Source organism: Dactylosporangium sp. NPDC006015, assembly GCF_040614215.1.
Lineage (GTDB): Bacteria > Actinomycetota > Actinomycetes > Mycobacteriales > Micromonosporaceae > Dactylosporangium > Dactylosporangium maewongense.
The window spans coordinates 1-22,732 of sequence record NZ_JBEXUD010000010.1; the positions used below are offsets into that span (position 1 = coordinate 1).

Here is a 22,732-nt window from a genome sequence, read left to right on the forward strand (position 1 = left end):
CTGGTGTCGCGGGATCAGTTGGCGGCGATGGATCGTCGGGAGATTCTGGCGTTGGTGTTCCGGCCGGGGTTCTCCACGGCGAAGGCGGTCACGAATGTGTCCGGTCGTGGTGTGGGTATGGATGTGGTGAAGACCAACATCGAGCGTATCGGTGGTGCGGTCGATGTGGATTCCGTGGTGGGTAAGGGCACGACCTGGCGTCTGACGATTCCGCTGACCCTCGCCATCATTCAGGCGCTCACGATCGAGTGCGGCGAGGAACGGTACGTCATCCCGCAGGTCGCCGTGCACGAGCTGGTGTACCTCGACGGGCAGTCCGGCCGCGTCGTCGAGCACGCCATGGGGGCGCAGGTGTACCGCCTCAGGGGCAAGCTCCTGCCCCTGGTGTACCTGGACGACACCCTCGGGCTGCCCCGCGAGGGCGAGCACGACAAGGACGTCTACGTGGCGGTGCTGCAGGCGGAGGGCAAGCGGTTCGGGCTGGTGGTGGACCGGGTGCTCAACACCGAGGAGGTGGTGGTCAAGCCGCTCACGTCCCGGTTCAAGGACATCGGCACGTACGCCGGCGCCACCCTGCTCGGCGACGGCCGCGTCGCGCTCATCCTCGATGTGGCCTCCCTGGCCAGGCGCGCCCAGCTGGCCGCCGGCGTCGAGTCCGGCGACGCCGACACGTCGGTCCGGCGCGGCGGTGCCGACGGCGGCGGCCGCCTGCTCATTGCGGGTGTGGGTGACCGGCGGGTCGCGATCCCCCTCGACATGGTCACGCGCCTGGAGGAGTTCCCGGTGGAGCGGATCGAGCGGACCGGGAGCCGGGAGGTCGTGCAGTACCGCGACCAGATCCTTCCCGTGCTGCGGCTGTCGCACATGCTCGGCGCGTACGAGACGGAGTCCGGGCCGACCGTGCCGGTCGTCGTCTACACCGAGAACGGCCGGTCCGTCGCCCTCGCGGTGGAGAAGATCCTCGACATCGTCGAGGAAGGCCTCGACGACTCCCGCCGCGACTTCGGCGACGACGGCCTGCTCGGCTCCGCCGTCATCCAGCAACGCGTCACCGAGCTCCTCGACGTCCGCCGCGCCATCCTCGCCGCCGACCCGCTCTTCCACACGAAGATCGACACGACCACGGACCCGTACGAAACCACCACCTACCAACCTGTCGGAGTCTGAATGGACACGAAGCTCGCCATGGTCATCGACGACTCGCGTGCCATGCGGGGCATCCTCAAACGGATCCTGCTGCCGCTCGGCTTCGAGGTCCGCGAGGCCACCAACGGCAAGGACGCCCTCGACCAGATCTGGGACCAGGACCTGCAACCCGGGCTCGCCCTGATCGACTGGAACATGCCGGAGATGAACGGCCTCGAGTTCGTGATGGCGGTCCGCAAGCAGAAACACCTGCGCCAGATGACCCTGATGATGGTGACGACCGAGAGCGAGCACGGGCAGATCGTGCGCGCCCTCGCCGCCGGCGCCCACGAGTACGTCATCAAACCCTTCACGGCAGAGGCGATCGTCGAAAAGCTGAGCTACCTCGGCGTGCTGCCGCAGATCCCGACGCTGGAGGCGGCCAGCAACGGGTGACACGAGTTGACCTGAAACGCGCTCGTCTTGGTCCGATAGGCGACGGAAGAACACCACATGGCGTCGTACCGTGCGACACATGACGATCGACTTTCCGCGCGGCTGGTGGGGCACGGACCTGGGCAGCGCCCGGGCAAGCATGGGTACCTACGAGCTGTACCCCACCGAGAGCCTGCCGGTAGTGGACCAGTCACGCTTCGACGGCACGTTCAGCTGGCTGGTCCCGGACGCGCCGCACGACCCGCTGCGGGCCATGGACGTCGGCGCCCTCGCCACGCACGTCGAGCTGCCGGCCGCGTTCAAGCGCTTCATGAGCAGCCAGGTCCTCATGGACGCCATCCCGTCCTGCACCGGCTGCGACTTCGACCTGGCGCCCCGCCCCGTCCCGAGCCCGGTCGAGCCCTCGGCGCAACTCGTGCGGTTCCTGCGCGACCAGCAGGACGCGGTCATCTGGTACCTGTACCTGCGACCCGGCACCGAACCGTTCGTGATCGCCTCGCCGTGGCTGCTGGAGATCGTCGGCCTGGAAGAGGTGGACCCCGACGCCCTCGTCGCCAACATGGTCCACGCCGCCGACAGCTTCGAGCAGTTCATCCACCGGTTCTGGCTGGAGAACTCGCTGTGGTTCAGCGTCAACGAGGGCGACGAGTCCACCGACGAGATGGACCTGTACCTCGCGCACTACACGGCCGCCGCCTGAGCCGACCTCCGGCGCCGTCGATTAAATGGTTGCCGCGGCGGCGCCGGGGTCGTATCTTTGAATACATCAACGAGCCACACGTCAAGATCAACAGGGATTGAGAAGGGAGACCGCAAATGGCAGAGCGCATCGAGTTGTCGGCGTCACGCGGTCGATCCCGCGCGGCCCGAGCCCGGCGTGACCTGCTGCTCAGCGGCCTGTCGGCCAGTCTACTCCTGCCCGGACGGTGGCGAGGATAGGGTTTCCCCCTCCTCTTCCGCCGCCCGCGACAATGGGCGGCTTTTTTGTGCCCGAATACAATTCGCCGGGGTAGCCCAATCGGTAGAGGCGTCCCGCTCAAAATGGGATCGGTGCGGGTTCGAATCCCGCTCACGGCACGCAAGATCGTTTGGTATCAGTTGGGAAGAAACAAACGAAGGGAGGCCCGGTGACCGCGGTTCTCGTTCTCAACGCCGACCTCGGACCCCTGCACCGGGTCACCCTCCGTCATGCGGTGCGCATGCTGCTGCGTGAGGTTGCCGTGGTGCACGAGTCCGAGCCCGACCGGCTCATCGGGGTCTACCCGATGCCGAAGGTCGTCCGGCTCGTGTCCTACGTCGTCACGCGCTGGCGCTTCGGCAGCGGGCCCGCGTGGTCCCGCGCCGGTGTCCACGCCCGTGACGGCCGTCGCTGCGGCTACTGCGGCAAGGACGCCACCACCATCGACCACATCCTGCCCCGGTCCCGGGGCGGGCGGAACACCTGGAAGAACACCGTTGCGGCCTGCATGGTCTGCAACCAGCGCAAGGGCGACCGCACCCCCGCCGAAGCGGGCATGGTGCTGCGACACCAGCCGTCGATTCCGACCTGGCACGCACTCGCCCAGCGCTGACCCATGGGCCCGGCGGGGCCCTGCTACCTCCCCGCCGGGCCACACGGGCCTGTAGCTCATCAGGAAGAGCGCCGCTCTTGCACAGCGGAGGCGACCGGTTCGAGTCCGGTCGGGTCCACGCACGACCGCACCACACCCGTGCCCGGGTGGCCCAACGGTAGAGGCGCCTGATTCAGGGTCAGGAGGTTGGAGGTTCGAATCCTCTTCCGGGTACTGAGGAAAGTTGGCCGAGAGGTAAGGCTGCGGCTTGCTAAGCCGTCGACGGGGGACGACCCCGCGGGGGTTCGATCCCCTCACTTTCCGCGCACCACCATGCCCTTGTAGCTCAGCGGAACGAGAGCACTTCGCTACGAACGAAGAGGCCGGGGGTTCGAATCCCTCCGAGGGCACGTCACAGCACTGGAGAGGCCAGCCGATTGGTGCCGGCACCCGTCTCGAAAACGGCGTTGGGTTCACGCCCGTGTGGGTTCGACTCCCACCCTCTCCGCCTTCGCCCCCCACAGGCGGCGGTGCCACCGCGCCGCGGCGCGGGCCAGCTGCCGCTCCGCCTCGCGCTGCCGGTCCTCGGTCATGGTGCTCGCCTGCCAGAGCAGGTGGCTGGAGTGGATCATCGCGGTCTCCTTCGTCGTGTCCGGCCTTGCACTGGATACGACGAAGCCGCCCCCGCGATGTCTACATGGTCAGCGACCGAGCGCGTACTTTGTGAGCACGCCCACACTGCTGCCGCTGCGCTGCTTCGCGGCCGCCGGCACCATCGTCAGCGCGTGGATGCGCGACGACAGGCGCCAGCGGGCCGCTTTGGCCGCCCTGTGCCACCCGTGCGCGTCCATCCGGGCCGCCGCGGCGAGGAAGAAGTCCCGGGCCTCGCTGAACCGCCCGCCCGTCACCGCGGACGACGACGACAGGCTGGAGCCGTGCCGCCGGTACCGGAACGACACCACGTCCGTCGCGACGAGCGTGCCGCCCCGGGTCACCAGCTCGAGGATGAGCGCGAGGTCCTGGATCACCTTCAGCGACTGGTCGAAGCCGACCGCCTGTACCTGCGACGTGCGCCAGCACAGCGACGGGAAGTACAGCCAGTTGCCGCGCAGCAGGCTCACCGCGAGCTCCTCGCCCGACATGACCACGGTGCCGTCGATCTTCGGCGCGTACACCCGGCGCTTCGTCGAGTCGGCGAGCGTCCGCACCACCTCGCCGCGCGCGTCGATCACCTCGACGCCGGGCTGGATCAGCACCGCGTCCGGATGCGCGTCGACGAGCGCGTGCACCGACGCGACGTAGTTGGGCAGCATCACGTCGTCACAGCCCATGATGACCATGAACGGCTCGGTGGCGAGGTCGACGCACTGCTGAAAGTTGCCGGTGACGCCCAGGTTTGTGGGGTTTCGCCGGTACGTGACGCGCTCGTGCCCCAATGCGGCGAACCACTCGGGGATGCCTTCGGTGGTGCTGTCGTCCAGGACGGTCAGCTGCCACCGGTCGTCGGTCTGCGCGATGACACTGTTGACGGCGAGCTTCAGCAGCTCCACGTCGCCGTAGTGCGGCAGCATGATGTCGAGCACCCGGCCGATCCTAGTCGGCCCCGGCCCGGCGGCGAAAACGCGGCGGCCCGGCCTCTTTCCGAGACCGGGCCGCTGTCGCGTCGTTTGCCTGGCTTCGCCCAGTGGGCCTTGCCTGGCTTTGCCGGGTTTTGCCTAGCGGGCGCGCCGGGGGCCGGCGGGTGGCTGGCCGGCGGCCGCGCGGCGCGCCGTGGCCTCGTCCGTCTCCGAGCCCGGCGAGTCCTCGTCCCACGCCTTCGCGCGGCGGATCTCGTCGAAGAACCCGAGCAGGCGGTCGAGCTCCTGCGTGCTGGTCTTGTCGTCCGCGCGGGTGGCCTTCGCCTTCTTGCCGTGCGAGCGGATCTCCCGGCCCGAGCGGATCGACGACGTGTCCTCGGCGCCGGCCGCGTCCTCGGCCTCGTCGTGCGCGGGCATCCGCTGGACCGGTGCGCGCTGCCCGGGCGGCGTCGGCAGGTCGAAGTGGTGCTCGTCGTAGTTCGGGGCGTCGAAGCGGTACCCGTCGTTGGCCGGCCGTCCCGCGTCGTGGGCCTGGGTGTCGTACGACTGCTGCTCGCGGTGGTACGTCCGCGGCGGCGCCACGTTCAGCTCCGGGTGGGTGCCGTTGGGCATGCCGCGGTAGGCCTCGGGCGCGACCGGGGGGAACGCCGTGGTGCTGTCGCCCCGCCCGTTGCCGAACCCGGGACCACGTCCCTGCTGGCCCGGGTACTGCTGACCGGGGCGGGACTGACCGGGGTGCGTCTGACCGGGGTGCTGCGGGCCCGGGTGCTGCGGCTGGCCCATGTGGCCCTGGCCCATGTGCTGCGGCTGGCCGGGCTGCGGCCCGAAACCGCCGGGGGCGTGCTGGCCGTTGGTCCCGTTCGGGCTCAGCGGCGCGAACGACCCCGTCGGCGGCTCGACCGGCGCGAACGCCCCGGTCCGCGGGTCGTGCCCGTTGCGCGGGTCGGCGCCGTTGCGGTGGTCCATCCCGTTGCGAAGGTCGCTGCCGTTGCGCAGTTCCGCTCCGGTACGAGGGTCGCCGCCGTTGCGCAGGTCGGCCCCGTTGCGCAGGTCGGCCCCGTTGCGAAGGTCGCTGCCGTTCCGGTGGTCCGCCCCGTTGCGGGGATCGGCGCCGTTGCGAAGGTCGCTGCCGTTGCGCGGGTCCGCTCCGGTACGAGGGTCGGCGCCGTTGCGCAGGTCAGCCCCGTTCCGGTGGTCCGCCCCGTTGCGCAGGTCGGCCCCGTTGCGCAGGTCAGCCCCGTTCCGGTGGTCCGCCCCGTTGCGCAGGTCGGCGCCGTTGCGGTGGTCCGCTCCGTTGTGGGGGGCCGGGAACGCCGCGGTCCGCGGCTCCACCGGCGGGAAGGCCCCCGACCGCGGCTCGACCGGGGCGAACGACCCGCTGGTCGGCTCGGCCGGCGCGAAGCCACCCGTGCGCGGCTCGCGGCGGTCGGTGCTGGTGAGCGGCTCGAAGGAGCCGGTGCGCTGGGGGTCGTAGACGGTGCGCCACGGGTCCTGCGGCTCGTCGCCGTCGAACGAGGCGTGCGCCGGGCGCGACACCGTTGGGTGTGCGCCGGACGGGTGCCCGTTGGCGGGCCGGCCGTTGACCAGGAACGGTCCGTCGGGCCGGTGCCCGTTGGGCGCCGCCGCGGGGAACGAACCCGTCGTCGACCCGACCGCCGGGAACGAGCCGCTCGTCGTCGGCGGGGCGACGAGCTCGACCTCACCGGGCTCCGGCAGCGAGTCCCGCAGCGCGGTCGCGAGGATGAACACGTTCGGCGCGGCCCCGCGCGGCACGGCCAGATAGGCCCGCTTGCGCGCGTCGACCGGGAGCTTCTCCAGTACGTCGGCCATCGTGTGACCAGGGGGCGGCAGCTCCGCGGCGTGCGGGGCGCCCACAATGATCGCGCAGCGGTTGACGTCGACCGGCAGGCCGCGGATCCAGTCCGCGGGGTCGGTCAGGTGCTCGGGACGGATCCACAGGCCGGCCTGGACGACCTCCAGGACCCAGCCGCCGCCGAGCGTGAACGTGGCCGCACCCGCCGGCGTGTCGAGCACGTCGGGGCACGGGTTGACCCAGTCGACCGGCCGCGGCGCGCCGGTGCGCGGCGCGTGCCACAGCTCCCGGGCGAACGTCCGCCAGCGGGGGAGGCCCTTCTGGTCGATCGTGACGACCGCGCGCTGCCCGGCGGGCGCGCACAGCGGCAGACCGGTGCGCACGTGCACGGCGCGGCCCAGCACGTCGGCGACGACCGGCCCGACGGGGCCGTCGAGGAGGGGGCGCTGCCCGTACGGCGTGAAGACACACCGATCGGCGGCGAGCGCCGGAATGACGGAGACGGCCTGCATGAGCTCGTCGCGGTGCAGCGGCTCCTCGTTCGGGTGCGACAGGATCATCGCCGGGTGCGAGTGATCCGTCGGCACCGAGTACGCGAGGTCCGTGACGCTGCCGACCCGGCGGCGGTGCAGCCACAGGCCCGCGGGGATCTGGTCGAGCACCAGGTCGCCGGGCAGCTCGGGCACCTCGCCGAGGTCCTGTTCCCAGTGCGGCGCGGGGAACCGCCAGCCGACCCGCTGCGGCTGCGCACCCGTCCGGAACCGCCAGAACCCGCCCGGCCGGTGCTCCCCACGCCCGATCGGCGCGAACAGCGACCCACCCGGCACGCCCAGCAGCGGCCCCGCCGCCGCGATGACGTCGATCCCGAGCCGCATGGCGATCAAGTGCGCCGCGGCCGGCCGCTCGTTGGTGGCGCACGCGCCGTCCCACGCGACGAACCGCATCGCCGTGAACCCGCGGGGAAGCCCGTTGGCCAGGACCTCGGCCAGCTCCTCGACCATCGCGGGCTGCAGCTTGACGGTGTGCGAGCTGATGACCACCGCACACTCGGTGGAGCCGTGCGGCGACACGACCAGCGCCGCCGCGCCCGGGCTGGGCTCGTCGCCGGAATGGACGACAGCACCCGCGCCGAGCCAGGAAACCTTCATGCCGGGCCAGTGCCGCAGCCGAACCTGCATCGCCGTACTCATGCGAACCTCACACGATCTGCTGACCCGGCGGATAGCGATGCCACAGAGCGCATCGCAGCCTGATCGTCCGGCGCGCTTGCTGCAAGCGGGCAGCAGATAGTCAAGATCGCCCTCCGTCGGGTGTGCCACGAGCGGTGCGATGCGGAGGGGGTTCCACACCGATGACCGCATGGCGGCTCTGGCGGATCGTACCGCGCTGAGTGACGGACGCAACCATCCTGTTTGTCGCCGGACCCGTTGGATATGCCTGACAGGCGGGTAGATCTGGGCGGATTCACCCCGATTGATGACGAGTTTTCCGGAGAGTTGCCCATGCCGGCGGTCCCACTGCGACGAATACGTTCTGTGACTGCCGCAGTCCTTGCGGTGATCGCCCCCGTCGCTGTTATCACTGCCAGCAAAACCTCTCCTATCGGTCGATCCGGACAGGACCCATCGATCGGCCCCACTCCTGGATACCCGTAGATCGGGCTTCCGTCCTGTGTGCCACAGCCGGTCAACCCGCCCGACTTGACGCCACACACCCACTCTGAACAGCCATTACTCCTCCCGTCCAGCCCCGCGACCCCATCTCGCCGGGTGACGAAGTACACGTCGTCCTCCTCTGTCGATCTAGAAGCCACGCCGAATCGCATTCACGCAGCGACGCCCACCGATCCCTAGGTCCCTTCCCGGCCCCACCTTTCTCCGTGCTGTATTCCCCTCGCGGACCGCACCTTGCAACCTGCACGCCCCCGCCCGGCCCACCCGCCTGACCGGCCGCAACCCACCGTTCGCCCACCCGTCGCCAGCCGTTTGGCCAGCGCCCACCCCACCCATTTCCCGCTCCCGACGAATAGGAAGCCCAACGCGCTTCGGACGCCACCCACCCCAGTTCCACACCGCTTGATTCCCGCCACCCTTCGCCCCCGAAACGGTCCCCTTCCGGACAATCCCGCACCCTCTCCGCCCATCACGCCCCCCGCGGTCCAGCCCTCGCCTACACCCGGCCCCCGTCCGGTCGCGCCCCCCTCCCGCCGGAGGCACGCTCGGTGATCCACCCCGCGAACCACGCCCGAAACGTGCCAACACAAAGATTTAACGGACCCCCCTCCCACCCGATAAACCCCAAACCGGCACGATCCACACCTTCCCCCCCGCCCTCCCGACCCACCACAACTCTCAACGCCCCAACCCCGAATCAGACGCCCCACACCCCGCGCCAACCTCCGCCCCGCTCTTGATCGAGTAGCAGATCCGGCTGCCATGGCGACCGGATCCGCTACCTGATCAACGCGGCACGGGGGCACCCGGGCCGGGCGGCGCCCAGAGCGGCACCGACAGCACCGCCCAGCCGCCGGACCAGCGGTGCTCGCTGGAACTGCGGGCTGTTCAGATCAGCGGAGGTGACCTCGGCGGCCGCAGTCGTCGCGCTAGTGGACCGCCGCGGTGCTGGCCGCAGAAGCGGCTGTCGCGGCCGCAACGGCGGCGGTTGCAGCGGCGGCCGCCGGAGTGATGGCGGCAGCGGTGGACCTGTTCGGGTCGGTGGCGGTGGCGGCGTTGCTGGCGGGAAGTAGCGGTGCTGGCCGGAGCGGAAGGTGCGGGAGCTGTTCGGATCTGCGTCCGGTTGCCGGGGTGGCGGTGCTCATGGGAAGTAGCGGTGCTGGCTGGAGCTGGAGCTGGGGCGGCGAGGCTGCCCGGATCGGCGGACGCGACCTTAGCGGCAGGAGTCGTCGCACTAGTGGACGCTGCAGTGTCAGCTGCGGAAGTGGCTGGAGCGGGGCACCGGTGGCGGCGGCGGCCGGGGTGACGGTGGCGGGGTGGAGCGGCGGAGGTGTTCGGATCTGTGGCGGTGACCTGGGGCGGCGGTGCTCAAGAGAAGCAGCGCTCCGGACTGGATCGGCGGGGCTGCTCGGATCAGCGGACGTGACCTCGGTGCCGGAGCCGTCGCGCAAGTGGGGCGCTGCGGTGCTGGCTGCCGAGGCGGCTGTTGCGGGAGCGGGCGGCGGTGGCGGTTGGAGCGGTGGCAGCAGCCGGAGCAGGGGCGGCAGCGGTGGAGCTGTTCAGGGCGGCGGCTGGCGGTGGCGAGAGGAAGCAGTGCTGGCGTGAACGGCGATGGAGGCGGGGCTGTGGGAGCGGTTCGGATCGGCGCCCAGCTGTCGGGTGACGGTGCTGGTGGAGGTGGCGGTGCTGGCTGGATCAGCGGGCAGCTCGGATCAGCGGACGCGACCTCGGCTGCGGGAGTTGTCGTGTCAGTGCGGCCGGAATTGTCGGTTAGTGGTGCGGCAGTGCTGGCTGCGGAAGCGGCCGTGGTGGGAGCGGCGGTAGCGGTTGCCTAGCCGGCGGTGCCGGCGGGAAGCGGCAGTGGCGGCTGGAGCCGCGGGGCTACCCGGTCAACGGTCGGGGCTGTCGTGCTTGCGGGATGCCGCGGGGCTGGCCGGAGTGGGAGCAGGGCGGTGGCAGCAGCCGGGGCCGCGGGAGTCGGAGTAGCCGCGGAAGGAGCAGCAGCCGAAGCAATGGTGGAGGCGGGAGTGGGAGCGGCGGGGCTGCTCGGACAGCGGACGCGTCCCTCGGAGGCCGGGGTCGTCGTGTTGGTGGGGTGCCGCGCTGCTGGCTGGAGCGGGAGCCGAGGCGGCGGTTGTGGCGGCGGCAGCCGGAACTGTGGAGTGGGGGTAGCAGCCGGAGCCGTGGTGGAGGCGGGAGTAGTGGGTGGCGCCTGGAGCACTGGTGGAGGCGGGGCCGGGAGTGGCGGAGGTGCCCGGCCAGCGGACGCGACCTTGGAGGCCGGAGTCGTCGTGTTGGTGGGGTGCCGCGGTGTTGGCCTGCAGAGGCGGTGTTGTGGGAGTAGCGGTGGGGGTGGAGATGGGAGCGGGGGCGGCGGGTCTGCTCGGACAGCGGATGCGACCTCGGCGGCGGGACTGGTCGTGTTGGTGGGGGTGCCGCGGTGTTGGCTGGAGTGGGAGCAGGGGTGGCGGTTGGGCGGTGGCAGCAGCCGGGGCCGCGGGAGCAGGACCAGCCAGATCCGTGGTGAAGGCGGGAAGTGGGGGCGGAGGCGGGAGCGGGGGGTTGCTTGGACAGTGGACGCGACCCTGGAGGGCGGAGTCGGCGTGTTAGTGGGATGCCGCGGTGCTGGCTGCCGAGGTGGCCGTCGTGGGAGCAACTGTGGCGGTTGGAGCAGCGGCGGGGGTGGTCGTGGGGGCGGTGGTGGTCAGAGGAGAAGGCGTTGGGGTGGAGGTGGAGGGCTTCGCGGCGGCGGTCGCGGTCGTGGGTTCGGTCCCGGCGGCGGTCGCGGTCCCAGGTTCGATCGCGGTTGCGAGTTCGGTCCCCGGTTCGGTTGTGGCTGCGGGTGAGGGCTTGGTTGCGGGTGTGGGGGAGGGCGCCGGGGTGTGGGTGTGGCGCAGGGTGAGCAGGACGCCGGTGATGAGGAGGCCGACGGTGCCGACCGCGGCGAAGCCCCAGCCCGGGGAGCCGCGGTCGATGGCCCAGCCGGCGAGCGGGGAGCCGACGGCCAGGCCGACCGTCAGGGAGGAGCCGTGCCAGCCCATGGCCTCGCCGCGGGCGGATGAGGGGACGAGGCGGCTCACGAGGTCGGTGCTGGCGCTGAGGGTGGGGGCGCAGAGGGCGCCGGCCGGCAGGAGGGCGACGGTGAGCAGCCACCAGCGGTCGCCGACCAGGCCGAGGGGGATCGTGAAGAGGCTGAGGCCGCCGATGAGGGCGACCAGCGGCACCGCGCGCGTCAGAGCGCCATACACGAAGCCGCCGATCAGCGAATAGATGCCCCACGCGGCGAGGAGGCCGCCGATGAGCTGGACCTTGCCCGCCTCACGGAGCATGGCGACGATGCCGAGGTCGGTGCCGGCCAGGACCATCGTCGTGGCGGCCGCGGCGGCGCAGACCGCGAGGAAGCGGGGCGTGAGCCAGTCGCGGCGGCGCAGCGGCGCGGTGGTGGCGCCCGCGAGGGAGTCCTCGTCGGCGGGGGCGTGGACCGGGGGGTCGGTCAGGAAGAGGGCCAGGCCGGCGAGGACGAGGCAGCCGCCGATCGACCACATGGTGACGCGGCCGGAGAGGCTGCTCATGAGCAGCACGGCGAGCGGCGGGCCGGCCATGAACGACAACTCGACCGACATCGAGTCCAGCGCGTAGGCCTGGCGGCGCTGGTCGGCGGGGACAAGCGCGGCCAGCGACTGGCGGACCACGGAGAACACCGGCAGGGAGAACACGCCGGCGACGAAGGCGCCGACCAGCAGCGCGGGATAGGACAGTGACGGCGCCACGACCCAGAAGATGGCCTCGCACACGGTGGTGACGACGAGCATCGGACGCAGGCCCTTACGATCGACGAAGCGACCGTTGAGCGGGCCGCCGATCGCGGTGCCGACGGTGAGGGCGGCGCCGACCAGACCGGCGGCGCCCCAGCCGCGGTGGAGGTCCTGAGCCACGTGCAGCGTCATCGTGACCCCGATGGCGGTGATCGGGATCCGGGCGAGCAGCGCCAGCACCATGAGCGACCGCACCCCAGGAAGAGCGAGGACGTGACGGTACGGGTCGAGGCGCATGGGGCAATCATGTCGTGGGGGTATGACAAGAAACGAGCGAGTTACCGCCACGAGCGCACAGAAGGTAACGAAGAACACGTCACGGGGAACCCGAGCTGCGAACCCGCAGTCCAAGAGAGATGGAGACACCTTCGATGAGGTCGAGGACCCCGATCGCCGTCACCGCCCTGCTCGCGCTGGCCCTGACGGGCTGCGCCGACGACGCCAACCAGGCCGGCACGGCGCCGTCCACCAGTGCGGCGGCGCCGGCGAGCACCAGCGTGAGCCCGAGCGCCGACCCCAGCACCGGCAGCAGCCAGAACACCACGGACGCGCTGCTGATCTTCACCCGCCAGGGAGGCCTCGCCGGCACCAACGACCGCCTGGTCGTGCGGCCGGACGGCGGCTGGACGCTGACCGCCAAGGCCGGCACCAAGGAAGGCAAGCTCACCCCGGCCCAGCTGACCACGCTCAAGGGCACCTTGGAGCAGGTCGGCTTCTCCAAGCTGCCCACCGCCGCCGGCAGCACCAACGTCGCCGACGGCTACACGTACACCATCACCTATGGCGGCAAGGAGGTCCAGGTGAAGGACGGCGCCGTGCCCGCCGCCCTCCAGCCGGTGATCACGACGCTAAACGGTCTGCTGAGCTAGCACAGCGTCGATGCGGGTGAGCTCTTCGGAGGTCAGCGCGGGAGCCGACAAAGCCCCCAGGTTCTGCTCCAGCTGCGCCACCGAGCTCGCCCCGATGATCAGCGAGGTGACCCGCGGGTCGCGCAGCGCCCACGCCAGGGCCAGCTGCGCGAGGCTCTGGCCGCGCCCGCGGGCCACCTCGTTCAGCGCCTCGATCGTCTTCAGGCGCGACTCGCTGAGGTCGCTCTCGTTGAGGAAGCGGCTGGTCCGCACCCGCGAGTCGGACGGAATACCGGAAAGGTAGCGGTCCGTCAGCAGCCCCTGCGCGAGCGGCGAGAACGGGATGCACCCGGCGCCCTCCGACTCGAGCACGTCGAGCAGCGAGTCCTCGATCCAGCGGTCGAACATCGAGTACCGCGGCTGGTGGATCAGCAGCGGCGTGCCGAGCGAGCGCAGAATGGAAGCCGCCTCAGCGGTCTGCGCGGGCGAGTAGTTGGAGATGCCCACGTAGAGCGCCTTGCCGGCCCGCACGGCCCGGTCCAGCGCCCCCATCGTCTCCTCGAGGGGCGTGTCGGGGTCCGGCCGGTGGGAGTAGAAGATGTCGACGTACTCCAGGCCCATCCGCCGCAGCGACTGGTCCAGCGACGCCGTCAGGTACTTGCGCGACCCCCACTCACCGTAGGGGCCGTCCCACATGTCGTAGCCGGCCTTGGTCGAGATGATCAGCTCGTCCCGGTAGGGCCGGAGGTCCTCGGCGAGGATCCGCCCGAAGTTCGTCTCCGCGGAGCCCGGCGGCGGCCCGTAGTTGTTGGCCAGGTCGAAGTGGGTGACCCCGAGATCGAAGGCGCGACGCACGATCGCCTGCTGGGTCTCGTACGGACGCGCGTGCCCGAAGTTATGCCACAGCCCGAGCGAGATCGCCGGCAGCTTCAGCCCGCTGCGGCCGCTGCGCCGGTATTGCATGTCCTGGTATCGGCTCGAAGCCGCCTCATACGCCACGCTGAGGATCTTAAGCTGGGGTAATGGGGGCCGCGACGGTACTGGTGGCAGAGGACGATCCGGATATCCGTGAGCTCTTCACCATGGCGCTGGAGTCCGCAGGCGCGTCGGTCGTCGCCGTCACCAGCGGCGGCGAGGCGCTGGAGGCCCTCCGGAAGGACCGGTTCGACCTGCTGGTCACCGACATGTGGATGCCGAACATCTCGGGCCTGGACCTGTGCAAGGCGCTGCGGGCCGACCCGGCGACGGCGAAGCTGCCGATCCTCATGCTCAGCGCGTACGGGCGGATGCGGGGCCGCGAGGAGGCGATGATGGTCGGCGCCACCGAGTACATGACGAAACCGATCCGCCCGAGCGTCCTGGTCAGCAAGGCCGACGCGCTGCTCGGCGGACGCCTGGTGGCACGCGGCGCATAGACGCGTGCCACCAGGACGGTCACAAACTGCTAGCGGTGCTCCCACCAGGCCTTGGCGGTCACGGCCTTGTAGGCGTCGACGATGCCGAAGCCGTAGAAGCCGTTGAACTCCGTGCCACCCTCGCAGAGCGCGTTGAACTCCTCGGAGCGGCCTTCGTTCGTGTACGTCTGCAGGCGCGGCTCCGGGCAGGCGTGCTCGGCGGCCGTGCTGTACAGGATGTACTCGACCTTCCACGGCTCGAGACCGAAGTCCTTGCCGTGCTTGGCGCCGTGCGCGCTCACGATGAGCGCCGCGACGCCGGCCGCGTGCGGGGAGGCCATCGAGGTGCCCTGCAGCCAGGTGTAGTAGCCACACTTCCCGGCGGCGGTGCACTCCTTGTAGACCAGGCCCTCGGCCTCCGGCACGACGTTGCCGTCGGCGTCGACCGTGCCCTCCTCCTGCAGCACCTTCTTCGGGTACGTGGAGAGGATCATGTTCTCGTTGGTGCGGTAGCTGTCCGTGCCGAAGCCGTCACGGAACCAGCCGCCGGGCGCGGAGACGCCGATGCGCTCCAGGCCATAGTCGGAGAAGTCCGACTTCTTCAGCGACGGGCCGAGGGAGGAGACGCCGATGACGAACGGTCCCTCGACGGGCAGGTCCCAGCAGGAGCTGTTGTCGATGGGCCGGTCGTACGCGGCGTCCGCCGGGTAGTCCGGGCTGGAGATGTCGGTGCGCGGCTTGCCCTTGTCCTCGTGGTTGTTGCCGAGCGCGCCGACGAGCGTGACGCCCTTGAAGTGGGCGTACGTCAGGGCGCGGAACATGCCGCGGATGATGGTGCGCTGCTCGGCCTGCGCGGCGGGGGAGTCCGCCGGGTTGGCCGTGCAGTTGAACAGCCACGGGTCGACGTAGAACGACATGTTGACCACGTCGATGCCCGACTGGCCGGCGTGCACGAGCGCGTTGACGACGGGCTCGAGGAAGAAGTACCCCGAGTCCTGGCCGCCCTTGAGCTCGACCAGCGACACGTTCGGCGCGACACCGGAGATGCCGAAGCCGTTGGCCGCCGCGCCGATCGTGCCGGCGACGTGCGTGCCGTGGCCGCCGTCGTCGGTGCCGACCGGGTCGAGGCAGCTCGCGACCTCACACGGACCGTCGATGTCGACCTTGTCCGGCGCGAAGTTCTTCGACAGCGCCCAGTTGAAGTTCGGGGCGATGTCGGGCTGCGACGCGTCGACGCCGGTGTCCAGGACGCCGACGGTGACGCGCTTGTCGCCGGCGTTGACCTTGCGGGCGAGGTCCGACCTGACCGTCTTGAGGCCCCACAGCTTGTCGTCCATGGGGTCCAGTCCGGCGGTGGCGGGCTTCTTGCCACCGGGCTTCTTCGCCGCTGCCGCTGCCGCGGCCAGTGCTTCCTTCTCCACACCGGACGGCTGCTCCTTCTTGGGAGCCTTGCCGATGGCGGTGCGGTGTGCGGCGCCGACGAGCTTCGAGGAGGCTGCCGCCTTCTCGACGAAACCGCTCTGCGGTGCCAGGACCGTGAACATCCCCACCGTGTCGTTGGTGGCGATGACCTTGCCGCCGGCCTTGGTGATGGCGGCGGTCGCGTCACCGGTGGAGACGTTGTCCGCGGCCACCACGGTGTACTCCGTGTTGGCGACGGCCTCGGCACTGGCCGGTGCAGACAAGCCTGCCGTGCTCACGGTCAACGCCGCGGTGATCACCGCGGCGCCCGTGAACCTCATCTTGAATCCCACATGTCCTCCCGGTTCGAGGGGATGGGGATATGAGATCGAAAAACATTGGTCTGCGGAAGGCGTTCGCCTCAAGATTTTCAAATGTTTCGGGCGATTCGCTCCACGGTTTCCTTTGCGTCCGCACCACATAGGGGCAGGTCGCGGGTAGGGGCGAATTGACAGAACAAAGCCGGGGAGCCGACCTGGTCGACTCCCCGGCGCACATTCCGTGGTGTTATGCGATCGGCTCCGCAAAGGGGTCCGTCGAGGCGGCCACCGGGATCTCCGCGGCGGCGGCCCGGGCCGCCTGAGCGCCCTTGGCGGAGCGCTCCTCGTCGGTGATCGGGAAGTGGCAGGCGACCGTCTGGCCCGGCAGCAGCTCGCGCAGCGGCGGCTCCTCCTGGGCGCACACGTCCTGCGCCTTCCAGCACCGGGTCCGGAAGCGGCAGCCGGACGGCGGGTCGATCGGGCTGGGCACGTCGCCGGTGAGCAGGACCCGCTCCCGCTGCGCCTTGTCGCGGCGGTCGGGGTCGGGCACCGGCACCGCCGACAGCAGCGCGAAGGTGTACGGGTGCAGCGGCGTGCCGTACAGGCCGTCCCGCGGACCGACCTCGACGACCTTCCCCAGGTACATGACGGCGACCCGGTCCGAGATGTGCTTGACCACGGACAGGTCGTGCGCGATGAACACGTAGGTCAGGTTGAACTCGCGCTGCAGGTCGTCGAGCAGGTTGACGACCTGCGCCTGGATCGACACGTCCAGGGCCGAGACCGGCTCGTCGGCGATGATGAGCTTCGGCTGCAGGGCGAGCGCCCGGGCGATGCCGATGCGCTGCCGCTGGCCGCCGGAGAACTCGTGCGGGTAGCGGTTGTAGTGCTCGGGGTTGAGCCCGACCAGCTCCAGCAGGCGCTGGACCTCACGCTTCTGCCCGTGCGGCGTCTTGATGTTCTGCACCTGCAGCGGGGCGCCGACGATCGAGCCGACGGTGTGCCGCGGGTTCAGCGACGAGTACGGGTCCTGGAAGATCATCTGGATCTCCCGGCGCAGGGGGCGCATCTGGGAGACGCCGAGGTGCGAGATGTCGCGCCCCTCCAGGATGACCTTGCCGCCCGTCGGCTCCAGCAGGCGGGTCATGAGCCGGCCGGTGGTGGACTTGCCGCAGCCGGACTCGCCGACCAGGCCGAGCGTCTCACCGCTCTTGACGGCGAGGTCGATGCCGTCCACGGCGCGCACGGCGCCGACCTTGCGCTTGAAGAAGGCACCCCGAAGGATCGGGAAGTGCTTCTCCACGCCTCGGACCTCGAGGAGGTTCTCGCCGTCCCGCTGCGGAGCCGCGGACGGCTGGGGTTGGGTGCTCGTCGACACAGTCGTGCTCCTCAGAGGGATGGGGCGATGTCCGACTTGAAGATGGCCAGCCGTTCCGCGGGCGGGATGTGGCACGAGACCCCGTGGTCGATCGTGCCTTCCGCCAGCGTCGGTTCGACCGTCTTGCAAGGGATGCCGTTGCGCTCGACGTAGGGGCAGCGCGGGTGGAACGAGCAGCCGCTCGGCAGGTTGATCAGCGACGGCGGGTTGCCCTTGATCGGGACCAGCCGGTCGCGCACCTCCCGGTCGACGCGCGGCATGGAGGACAGCAGACCCCAGGCGTACGGGTGCTCCGGCCGCCGGAAGATGGTCTGTGCGGAGGCGTGCTCGACGCACTTGCCGCCGTACATGACCAGGATGTCGTCGGCGACCTCCGCGACCACACCGAGGTCGTGGGTGATGATGATGACCGCGGAGTTGAACTCGGCCTGCAGGTCGCGGATCAGGTCCAGGATCTGCGCCTGCACCGTCACGTCCAGGGCGGTGGTCGGCTCGTCGGCGATGAGCAGCTGCGGGTTGTTGACCAGCGACATCGCGATCATCGCGCGCTGCCGCATACCGCCGGAGAACTGGTGCGGGTAGTCGTCGACGCGCTTCTGCGGCTGGGGGATGCCGACCCGGTCGAGCATCTCCACGGCCCGGCGCCGCGCCTCGGCCTTGCTGACCTTGTGGTGCACCCGGTAGGCCTCGATGATCTGCTTGCCCACCGTGTAGTACGGGTGCATCGCCGTCAGCGGGTCCTGGAAGATCATCGACATCTTGGCGCCGCGCAGCGCGCGGACCCGCTCGGGCGAGGCGCCGATGAGCTCCTCGCCGTCGAGCCAGACCTCGCCGGAGATCTTCGCCGATCCTCGCCGGTGCAGGCCGAGGATGCCGAGGCTGGTGACGCTCTTGCCGGAGCCGGACTCGCCCACGATGCCGAGGGTCTCGCCGCGCTCCAGCTGGAACGTGAGGCCGTCGACGGCCCTCACGATGCCGTCGTCGGTCTTGAAGTGGATCCGCAGGTCACGCACGTCGAGGAAGGACTGTGCCGACGAGCCGGCGCCGACGGGGGTCGGGTCGCCGTCCTTGAGCAGACTGGTGGACATGCTCACTCCTTTCCAGGGGTGCCGGGTCGAGCGGATCGGGGCTGCGGCAGCGTCACGAGAGCCGCACCCGCGGGTCGATCACGGCGTAGAGCAGGTCCACGAGCAGGTTGGCCATGACGATGAAGAACGCGCCGAAGAGGGTCACGCCGAGGATGATCGGCAGGTCCTTGACGTTGACGGCGTCGATGCTGAGCCGGCCGATGCCCGGGAGGCTGAAGACGCTCTCGGTGAGGATCGCGCCGCCCAGGAGGCCACCGAGGTCCAGGCCGAAGATCGTGACGATCGGGGTGAGCACGGAGCGCATCGCGTGCTTGCCGACCACGACCCGCTCCTTGAGGCCCTTGGCCCGGGCGGTGCGGACGTAGTCCTCGCTCATGGTCTCGAGCATCTGGGCGCGGGTGAGGCGGGTGTACTGCGCGGCGAAGAGCAGCGCGAGGGTGACCCAGGCCAGGAAGAGCTTGTTGGCCCAGCCGACCGGGTCGTCCTTGAAGTTGATGTACTCGCCGCCCTGGAAGATCGGCCAGGTATGGACGAAGAGCTGCTGGGCGACCAGACCGGTGAAGTAGATGGGCAGTGAGACGCCGGCGAGCGCGATGATCATCGCTGTGCGGTCCGCGATCGAGCCGCGTCTCAGTGCGGATATGACGCCACCGGCGACGCCGAAGAGCAGCCAGATGACGGCGGCCCCGATGGCGAGGGAGATGGTGACGGGGAGCCGGTCGATCAGCAGCGGCCACACCTCGCGGTCGGTGCGGAAGGAGTAGCCGAAGCACGGGGCGGAGCAGTGGGTCACGGTCGGGCCGTTGTTGTAGTCGCGACCGGCGACGATGCCCTTCAGGAAGCGGCCGTACTGGATGTAGATCGGCTTGTCCAGGCCGAGCTTGACCCGGGTCGCCTCGACGTCGCGCGGGGTCGCCGACTTACCGACGTACATCTCGGCAGGATCAGCTCCGGCGGCCTTCGGGATCGCGAAGAAGATCAGGAAGGTGACGGCCGAGACGGCCACGAGCAGCACGACGGCTGTGACCAGGCGGCGCAGGATGTAGTTGATCACGTGTGCGGCCTGACGCCGGCCGGCTCGACGGGGTTCCCGTCTCACCGGCCGGCGCCGTGGCCTTCACCTGCCTTCTTTTCCTCGGAAGGGCGGGTTACCGGCTTACTGGCATTGCTCGGTCAGGACGACCTCGTCAGCTGGAGACGCCCAGGCTGCTGAAGTCGTACATGCCGTAGTACTCCGTGACGAAGACGTTCGTCAGGCGGGGGTTGCGGTAGTTCAGGGCCTTGTCGTACACGAAGGGAACCATGACGGCCTCCTCCATGACGATCTTGTTGATCTTCGACCAGATGTCCGCGGCGGCCTTCGGGTCGGTCGCGGCCTTGGCGTCGTCGATCAGCTTGTTGACCTCGGGGTTGTTGAGCTCGGCGTAGTTGTTGTTACCCGACGCGGAGATCGTGCGGCCGTCGACCAGGATCGACAGGAAGCCGTAGGCGGTCGGGAAGTCCGCGCCCCAGCCGGCCATCATCAGGCCGTAGCCCTTGGCGTGCACGTTGGACGGCGCGCCGATGGTCGAGCGGAAGTACAGCGAGGCGTCGGTCGGGTCGAGACGGGCGTTGATGCCGACGTTCTTCAGCGCGGCCTGCAGCGCCTCGGCCGTCTTCGGCTCCTTGCCGGCGTTACGGGTGGCGATGACCGTGTCGAAGCCGTTCGGCTTGCCACACGCGGCCAGCTCTTCCTTGGCCTTGTCGATCTGCGGCTTGCCCGACTTGGTGTTGTACAGGTCCATGGCCGGGTCGTGACCCGCGATGTTCGGCGGGAGCATGTTGATGGCGACGTCGCCACCGGCCTCGGCACCACCACGCGCGGTCTGCATCGTGACCTTGTCGGTCGCGTACTGCACGGCCTTGCGGCAGTGGATGTTGTCGAACGGCGGGACCTTGGTGCTGATCGAGAAGTAGCGGATGAAGCCGGTGGTCGGCGTGTCCGCGTTGGCCTTCTTGGTCGGGTCGAGCAGGATCTTCGGCTGCGCACCCTGCTGGACACCGGTCTGCGCGGTGTCGATGTCGACGTCGCCGCTCAGCAGCTGGTTGTCGATCTCCTCGACGGCCGTGCCGATGGTCAGGTCGATCTGGTCCGGCAGCGCCTTGCGGATGGGGTCCGTCTTGGCGTCCCAGTTCTCGTTGCGGACCAGGACGGCCTTCTTGCCGGGCTCGTACGACTGGAACTTGTACGGGCCGGTCGAGCCGGGCTTGTCACCGTACTTGTCGCCGGTGTCCTTGGCCTTCTGGACCGGGCCGGCGCCGGGCATGGCGAGCAGGTAGCTGAAGTCCGAGAGCGGCTCCTTCAGCTTGAAGACGATCGTCTTGTCGTCCGGGGTCTCGACGGACTTCAGACCCAGCTTGTCGGGGTCGGTGTCCTTGTACGGGCCGGGGTACTTCTGGCCCTGGTCGAGCACGTCGATGATGTAGGTCGGGCCGCCGGACAGCACGTCCTGCGCGAAGACGCGCTCGATGCCGTACTTGACGTCCTTCGAGGTGATCGGCGCGCCGTCCTCGAACTTGACGCCGTCCTTCAGCTTGAAGGTGTACGTCTTGCCGCCGTCGGTGATCTCCGGCAGCTTCTCGGCCAGGTCGGCCTCGAGCTTCAGGCCGTCCTCGCCCGGCTTCGACGCGTTGGTGAGGAGGGTCCGGACGTAGTAACCCTTCTGGAAGTTCCAGACCCAGGCGTAGTACGCGCGGACCGGGTCGAACGAGTCCGGGTCGGAGTGGTTGACGAGCTTGAGCGTGCCGCCCTTCTTGTCAGAAGGGTTGATGACGCCCTTGGTAGCGGCGTTGAAACCGGACACACCCGCGGTGCTGGAGCCCGTGCTGGGCGTCTTGTCGTCGCCGCCCGACCCACAGGCGGACAACACCAGGGCGACAGCAGCCGAACCGGCCACCAATGCCCCTGTCCTCATTCTCACTAGGTTTCCCTCCTTGTTTGGCACGACCCGCCGAGGGACGGGCCGTCCGAGCTGTGCTGCTGTGCGAGCGGAGATCGGGGCGGCACGGACGGATCCCAGGTGCGGAATCCGGTCCGGGCACGGGGTGGCGGTGTCGGTACGCAGGTGGCAGCGCTGGTACGGGTTACCGGTTGGCCTTGGGGTCGAGCGCGTCGCGCAGGCCGTCGCCGAACAGGTTGAAGGCGAGAACCATGATGAAGATCGCGAGGCCCGGCACGAACATGTACACCGGGTCGTAGGTGTAGTAGTTCACCGCGTCGGAGAGCAGGCGGCCCCACGAGGGAGTGGGGGGCAGCACGCCGACGCCGAGGAAGGACAGCGACGCCTCGAAGACGATGTTCGTCGGGATGACGAGCGTCGAGTAGACGAGGATCGGTGCGACCAGGTTGGGCAGCAGCTCGCGGAAGAGGATCCGGGTCGGCCCGGCGCCGACGCTGCGGGCGGCCTCGACGAACTCCCGTTCCCGCAGGGAGAGGGTCTGCCCGCGGACGATGCGGCCGATGTAGGGCCAGCTGAAGAACGAGATGACGCCGACGACCACCGCGATGCGCCAGGCGGTCGTGACCGGCACGACGGAGATCAGCGCGATCGAGAACAGCAGGTAGGGGAACGCCAGGATCAGGTCCATCAGGCGGCTGACCATGCTGTCGATGAACCCGCCGAAGTAGCCGGCGCAGATGCCGAGCACGACGCCGAGGATCACCGCGACGACCGTGGCGGACAGCGCGACCAGCAGCGAGACCCGGGCACCGTAGATGATCTGCGAGAACATGTCCCGGCCGGTGACCGGCTGGACACCCAGCAGGAAGTCCTTGCTGATGCCGCCCCACGTGCCGGGCTCGGGGATACCGCCGAGGTTGGGGTTGATCTTGTCCTGGTGGAACTCGTTGATCGGGTGTCCCCACACCTTGTTGATCAGCGGCGCGAAGATCGCGACGAGCACGAGGAACACGATGACGCCCGCACCGGTCAGCGCGAGCTTGTCACGCTTCAGACGGGTCCAGGCGATCTGACCGAGCGACCGACCCTCGATGGCCTTGGCGGGGACACCGGACGGCGTACTGGTCGCCTCTTCGACACTCGGCACCTGCTCGTCGCTCTTGGACGTGACGGGTCCCATAGTCATGGGCGTGGCGCCCCTCTCCCCGGCCGCTTGCCCCGCCTTGCGCAACCGCCAGCAATGACCGTCGCATGGAACCGCGCGTCGGCCAGACCGGGGCCCGTGGCAGTCAGCAGCCGATCGGCTGTGTCTTCGTGGACTCCTGGTGCCCTATCCGCAGGTTCGGTCCACGGGC

The 22,732-nt window shown here is 69.7% G+C and carries 17 protein-coding genes and 5 tRNA genes; 11 read left to right on the forward strand and 11 right to left on the reverse strand.

Annotation, left to right across the window (positions count from 1 at the left end; genetic code table 11):
* The 9 genes from ABZ321_RS19240 to ABZ321_RS19280 form a co-directional block, all read left to right on the forward strand.
* On the forward strand, positions 1-1,167 hold a 1,167-nt coding region (locus tag ABZ321_RS19240; RefSeq protein ID WP_354892875.1), incomplete at its 5' end, for a chemotaxis protein CheW.
* Entirely contained in the window at positions 1,168-1,581 is a 414-nt protein-coding gene (locus ABZ321_RS19245) for a response regulator (protein WP_344502793.1), read from the forward strand. It abuts the gene before it with no gap.
* Positions 1,582-1,660: 79 nt separating this feature from the next.
* Positions 1,661-2,281 (forward strand): hypothetical protein, encoded by a 621-nt coding sequence (locus ABZ321_RS19250; protein WP_344502792.1) that lies wholly within the window; start codon positions 1,661-1,663, stop codon positions 2,279-2,281.
* A 427-nt stretch (positions 2,282-2,708) separates the two neighbouring features.
* Positions 2,709-3,152: an HNH endonuclease gene (locus tag ABZ321_RS19255; protein ID WP_344502791.1), complete on the forward strand. Its 444-nt coding sequence runs from the start codon at positions 2,709-2,711 to the stop codon at positions 3,150-3,152.
* A 45-nt stretch (positions 3,153-3,197) separates the two neighbouring features.
* Positions 3,198-3,270 (forward strand) — tRNA-Ala (locus ABZ321_RS19260).
* A gap of 22 nt (positions 3,271-3,292) precedes the next feature.
* A tRNA-Leu gene (locus tag ABZ321_RS19265) sits at positions 3,293-3,365 on the forward strand.
* Between the two features lie 4 nt (positions 3,366-3,369).
* Positions 3,370-3,455: transfer RNA gene (locus tag ABZ321_RS19270), tRNA-Ser, on the forward strand.
* A gap of 11 nt (positions 3,456-3,466) precedes the next feature.
* A tRNA-Arg gene (locus tag ABZ321_RS19275) sits at positions 3,467-3,541 on the forward strand.
* Between the two features lie 12 nt (positions 3,542-3,553).
* Positions 3,554-3,639 (forward strand) — tRNA-Ser (locus ABZ321_RS19280).
* On the opposite strand, the gene ABZ321_RS19285 is transcribed toward ABZ321_RS19280, so the two are convergent.
* From ABZ321_RS19285 to ABZ321_RS19300, 4 genes are all read right to left on the reverse strand, one after another.
* On the reverse strand, positions 3,605-3,763 hold the full coding sequence (locus tag ABZ321_RS19285) for a hypothetical protein (RefSeq protein ID WP_344502790.1): 159 nt from the start codon (positions 3,761-3,763) through the stop codon (positions 3,605-3,607). The genes ABZ321_RS19280 and ABZ321_RS19285 overlap by 35 nt on opposite strands.
* A 69-nt stretch (positions 3,764-3,832) precedes the next feature.
* A complete protein-coding gene (locus ABZ321_RS19290) occupies positions 3,833-4,714 on the reverse strand; it encodes a glycosyltransferase family 2 protein (RefSeq protein ID WP_354892878.1) in 882 nt (293 codons plus the stop codon).
* 132 nt (positions 4,715-4,846) lie between these two features.
* The gene (locus tag ABZ321_RS19295; RefSeq protein WP_354892881.1) at positions 4,847-7,699 is read right to left on the reverse strand and encodes a hypothetical protein; all 2,853 of its coding nucleotides are present in this window, start codon (positions 7,697-7,699) and stop codon (positions 4,847-4,849) included.
* A 3,101-nt stretch (positions 7,700-10,800) separates the two neighbouring features.
* Positions 10,801-12,246: an MFS transporter gene (locus tag ABZ321_RS19300; RefSeq protein ID WP_354892884.1), complete on the reverse strand. Its 1,446-nt coding sequence runs from the start codon at positions 12,244-12,246 to the stop codon at positions 10,801-10,803.
* Positions 12,247-12,380: 134 nt separating this feature from the next.
* On the opposite strand from ABZ321_RS19300, the gene ABZ321_RS19305 reads away from it, so the two are divergent.
* Positions 12,381-12,878 carry a hypothetical protein gene (locus ABZ321_RS19305; RefSeq protein ID WP_344502786.1) on the forward strand — a complete coding sequence of 166 codons (498 nt, stop codon included), beginning with the start codon at positions 12,381-12,383 and terminating at the stop codon, positions 12,876-12,878.
* Here the strand turns inward: ABZ321_RS19305 and mgrA are convergent.
* Positions 12,858-13,820: an L-glyceraldehyde 3-phosphate reductase gene (gene mgrA / locus ABZ321_RS19310; RefSeq protein WP_354893504.1), complete on the reverse strand. Its 963-nt coding sequence runs from the start codon at positions 13,818-13,820 to the stop codon at positions 12,858-12,860. The genes ABZ321_RS19305 and mgrA overlap by 21 nt on opposite strands.
* A 59-nt stretch (positions 13,821-13,879) precedes the next feature.
* On the opposite strand from mgrA, the gene ABZ321_RS19315 reads away from it, so the two are divergent.
* On the forward strand, positions 13,880-14,272 hold the full coding sequence (locus ABZ321_RS19315) for a response regulator (protein ID WP_354892887.1): 393 nt from the start codon (positions 13,880-13,882) through the stop codon (positions 14,270-14,272).
* 29 nt (positions 14,273-14,301) lie between these two features.
* Here ABZ321_RS19315 and ABZ321_RS19320 read toward each other — a convergent pair whose 3' ends face one another.
* The 6 genes from ABZ321_RS19320 to ABZ321_RS19345 all read right to left on the reverse strand — a co-directional run bounded on the left by ABZ321_RS19320 (position 14,302) and on the right by ABZ321_RS19345 (position 22,563).
* Complete coding sequence (locus ABZ321_RS19320; protein ID WP_354892890.1) at positions 14,302-15,993, reverse strand: S8 family serine peptidase; 1,692 nt, start codon at positions 15,991-15,993, stop codon at positions 14,302-14,304.
* A 226-nt stretch (positions 15,994-16,219) separates the two neighbouring features.
* Positions 16,220-17,350, reverse strand: coding sequence for a dipeptide ABC transporter ATP-binding protein (locus ABZ321_RS19325; protein ID WP_344502783.1), 1,131 nt, complete (start codon positions 17,348-17,350; stop codon positions 16,220-16,222).
* Positions 17,351-17,361: 11 nt separating this feature from the next.
* The gene (locus ABZ321_RS19330; protein WP_344502782.1) at positions 17,362-18,438 is read right to left on the reverse strand and encodes an ABC transporter ATP-binding protein; all 1,077 of its coding nucleotides are present in this window, start codon (positions 18,436-18,438) and stop codon (positions 17,362-17,364) included.
* A gap of 52 nt (positions 18,439-18,490) precedes the next feature.
* Positions 18,491-19,492: an ABC transporter permease gene (locus ABZ321_RS19335; RefSeq protein WP_344502781.1), complete on the reverse strand. Its 1,002-nt coding sequence runs from the start codon at positions 19,490-19,492 to the stop codon at positions 18,491-18,493.
* A 133-nt stretch (positions 19,493-19,625) separates the two neighbouring features.
* The gene (locus ABZ321_RS19340; RefSeq protein WP_344502780.1) at positions 19,626-21,347 is read right to left on the reverse strand and encodes an ABC transporter substrate-binding protein; all 1,722 of its coding nucleotides are present in this window, start codon (positions 21,345-21,347) and stop codon (positions 19,626-19,628) included.
* A 214-nt stretch (positions 21,348-21,561) separates the two neighbouring features.
* Positions 21,562-22,563 carry an ABC transporter permease gene (locus ABZ321_RS19345; protein ID WP_344502779.1) on the reverse strand — a complete coding sequence of 334 codons (1,002 nt, stop codon included), beginning with the start codon at positions 22,561-22,563 and terminating at the stop codon, positions 21,562-21,564.
* Positions 22,564-22,732: the final 169 nt, after the last annotated feature.

Coding starts and splice junctions, on each gene's coding strand:
- ABZ321_RS19245 (WP_344502793.1), top strand. CDS start 1,168: ATGGACACGAAGCTCGCCATGGTCATCGACGACTCGCGTGCCATGCGG.
- ABZ321_RS19250 (WP_344502792.1), top strand. CDS start 1,661: ATGACGATCGACTTTCCGCGCGGCTGGTGGGGCACGGACCTGGGCAGC.
- ABZ321_RS19285 (WP_344502790.1), bottom strand. CDS start 3,763: ATGATCCACTCCAGCCACCTGCTCTGGCAGGCGAGCACCATGACCGAG.
- ABZ321_RS19295 (WP_354892881.1), bottom strand. CDS start 7,699: ATGCAGGTTCGGCTGCGGCACTGGCCCGGCATGAAGGTTTCCTGGCTC.
- ABZ321_RS19300 (WP_354892884.1), bottom strand. CDS start 12,246: ATGCGCCTCGACCCGTACCGTCACGTCCTCGCTCTTCCTGGGGTGCGG.
- ABZ321_RS19305 (WP_344502786.1), top strand. CDS start 12,381: ATGAGGTCGAGGACCCCGATCGCCGTCACCGCCCTGCTCGCGCTGGCC.
- mgrA (WP_354893504.1), bottom strand. CDS start 13,820: ATGCAATACCGGCGCAGCGGCCGCAGCGGGCTGAAGCTGCCGGCGATC.
- ABZ321_RS19315 (WP_354892887.1), top strand. CDS start 13,880: ATGGGGGCCGCGACGGTACTGGTGGCAGAGGACGATCCGGATATCCGT.
- ABZ321_RS19320 (WP_354892890.1), bottom strand. CDS start 15,993: ATGAGGTTCACGGGCGCCGCGGTGATCACCGCGGCGTTGACCGTGAGC.
- ABZ321_RS19330 (WP_344502782.1), bottom strand. CDS start 18,438: ATGTCCACCAGTCTGCTCAAGGACGGCGACCCGACCCCCGTCGGCGCC.
- ABZ321_RS19345 (WP_344502779.1), bottom strand. CDS start 22,563: ATGACTATGGGACCCGTCACGTCCAAGAGCGACGAGCAGGTGCCGAGT.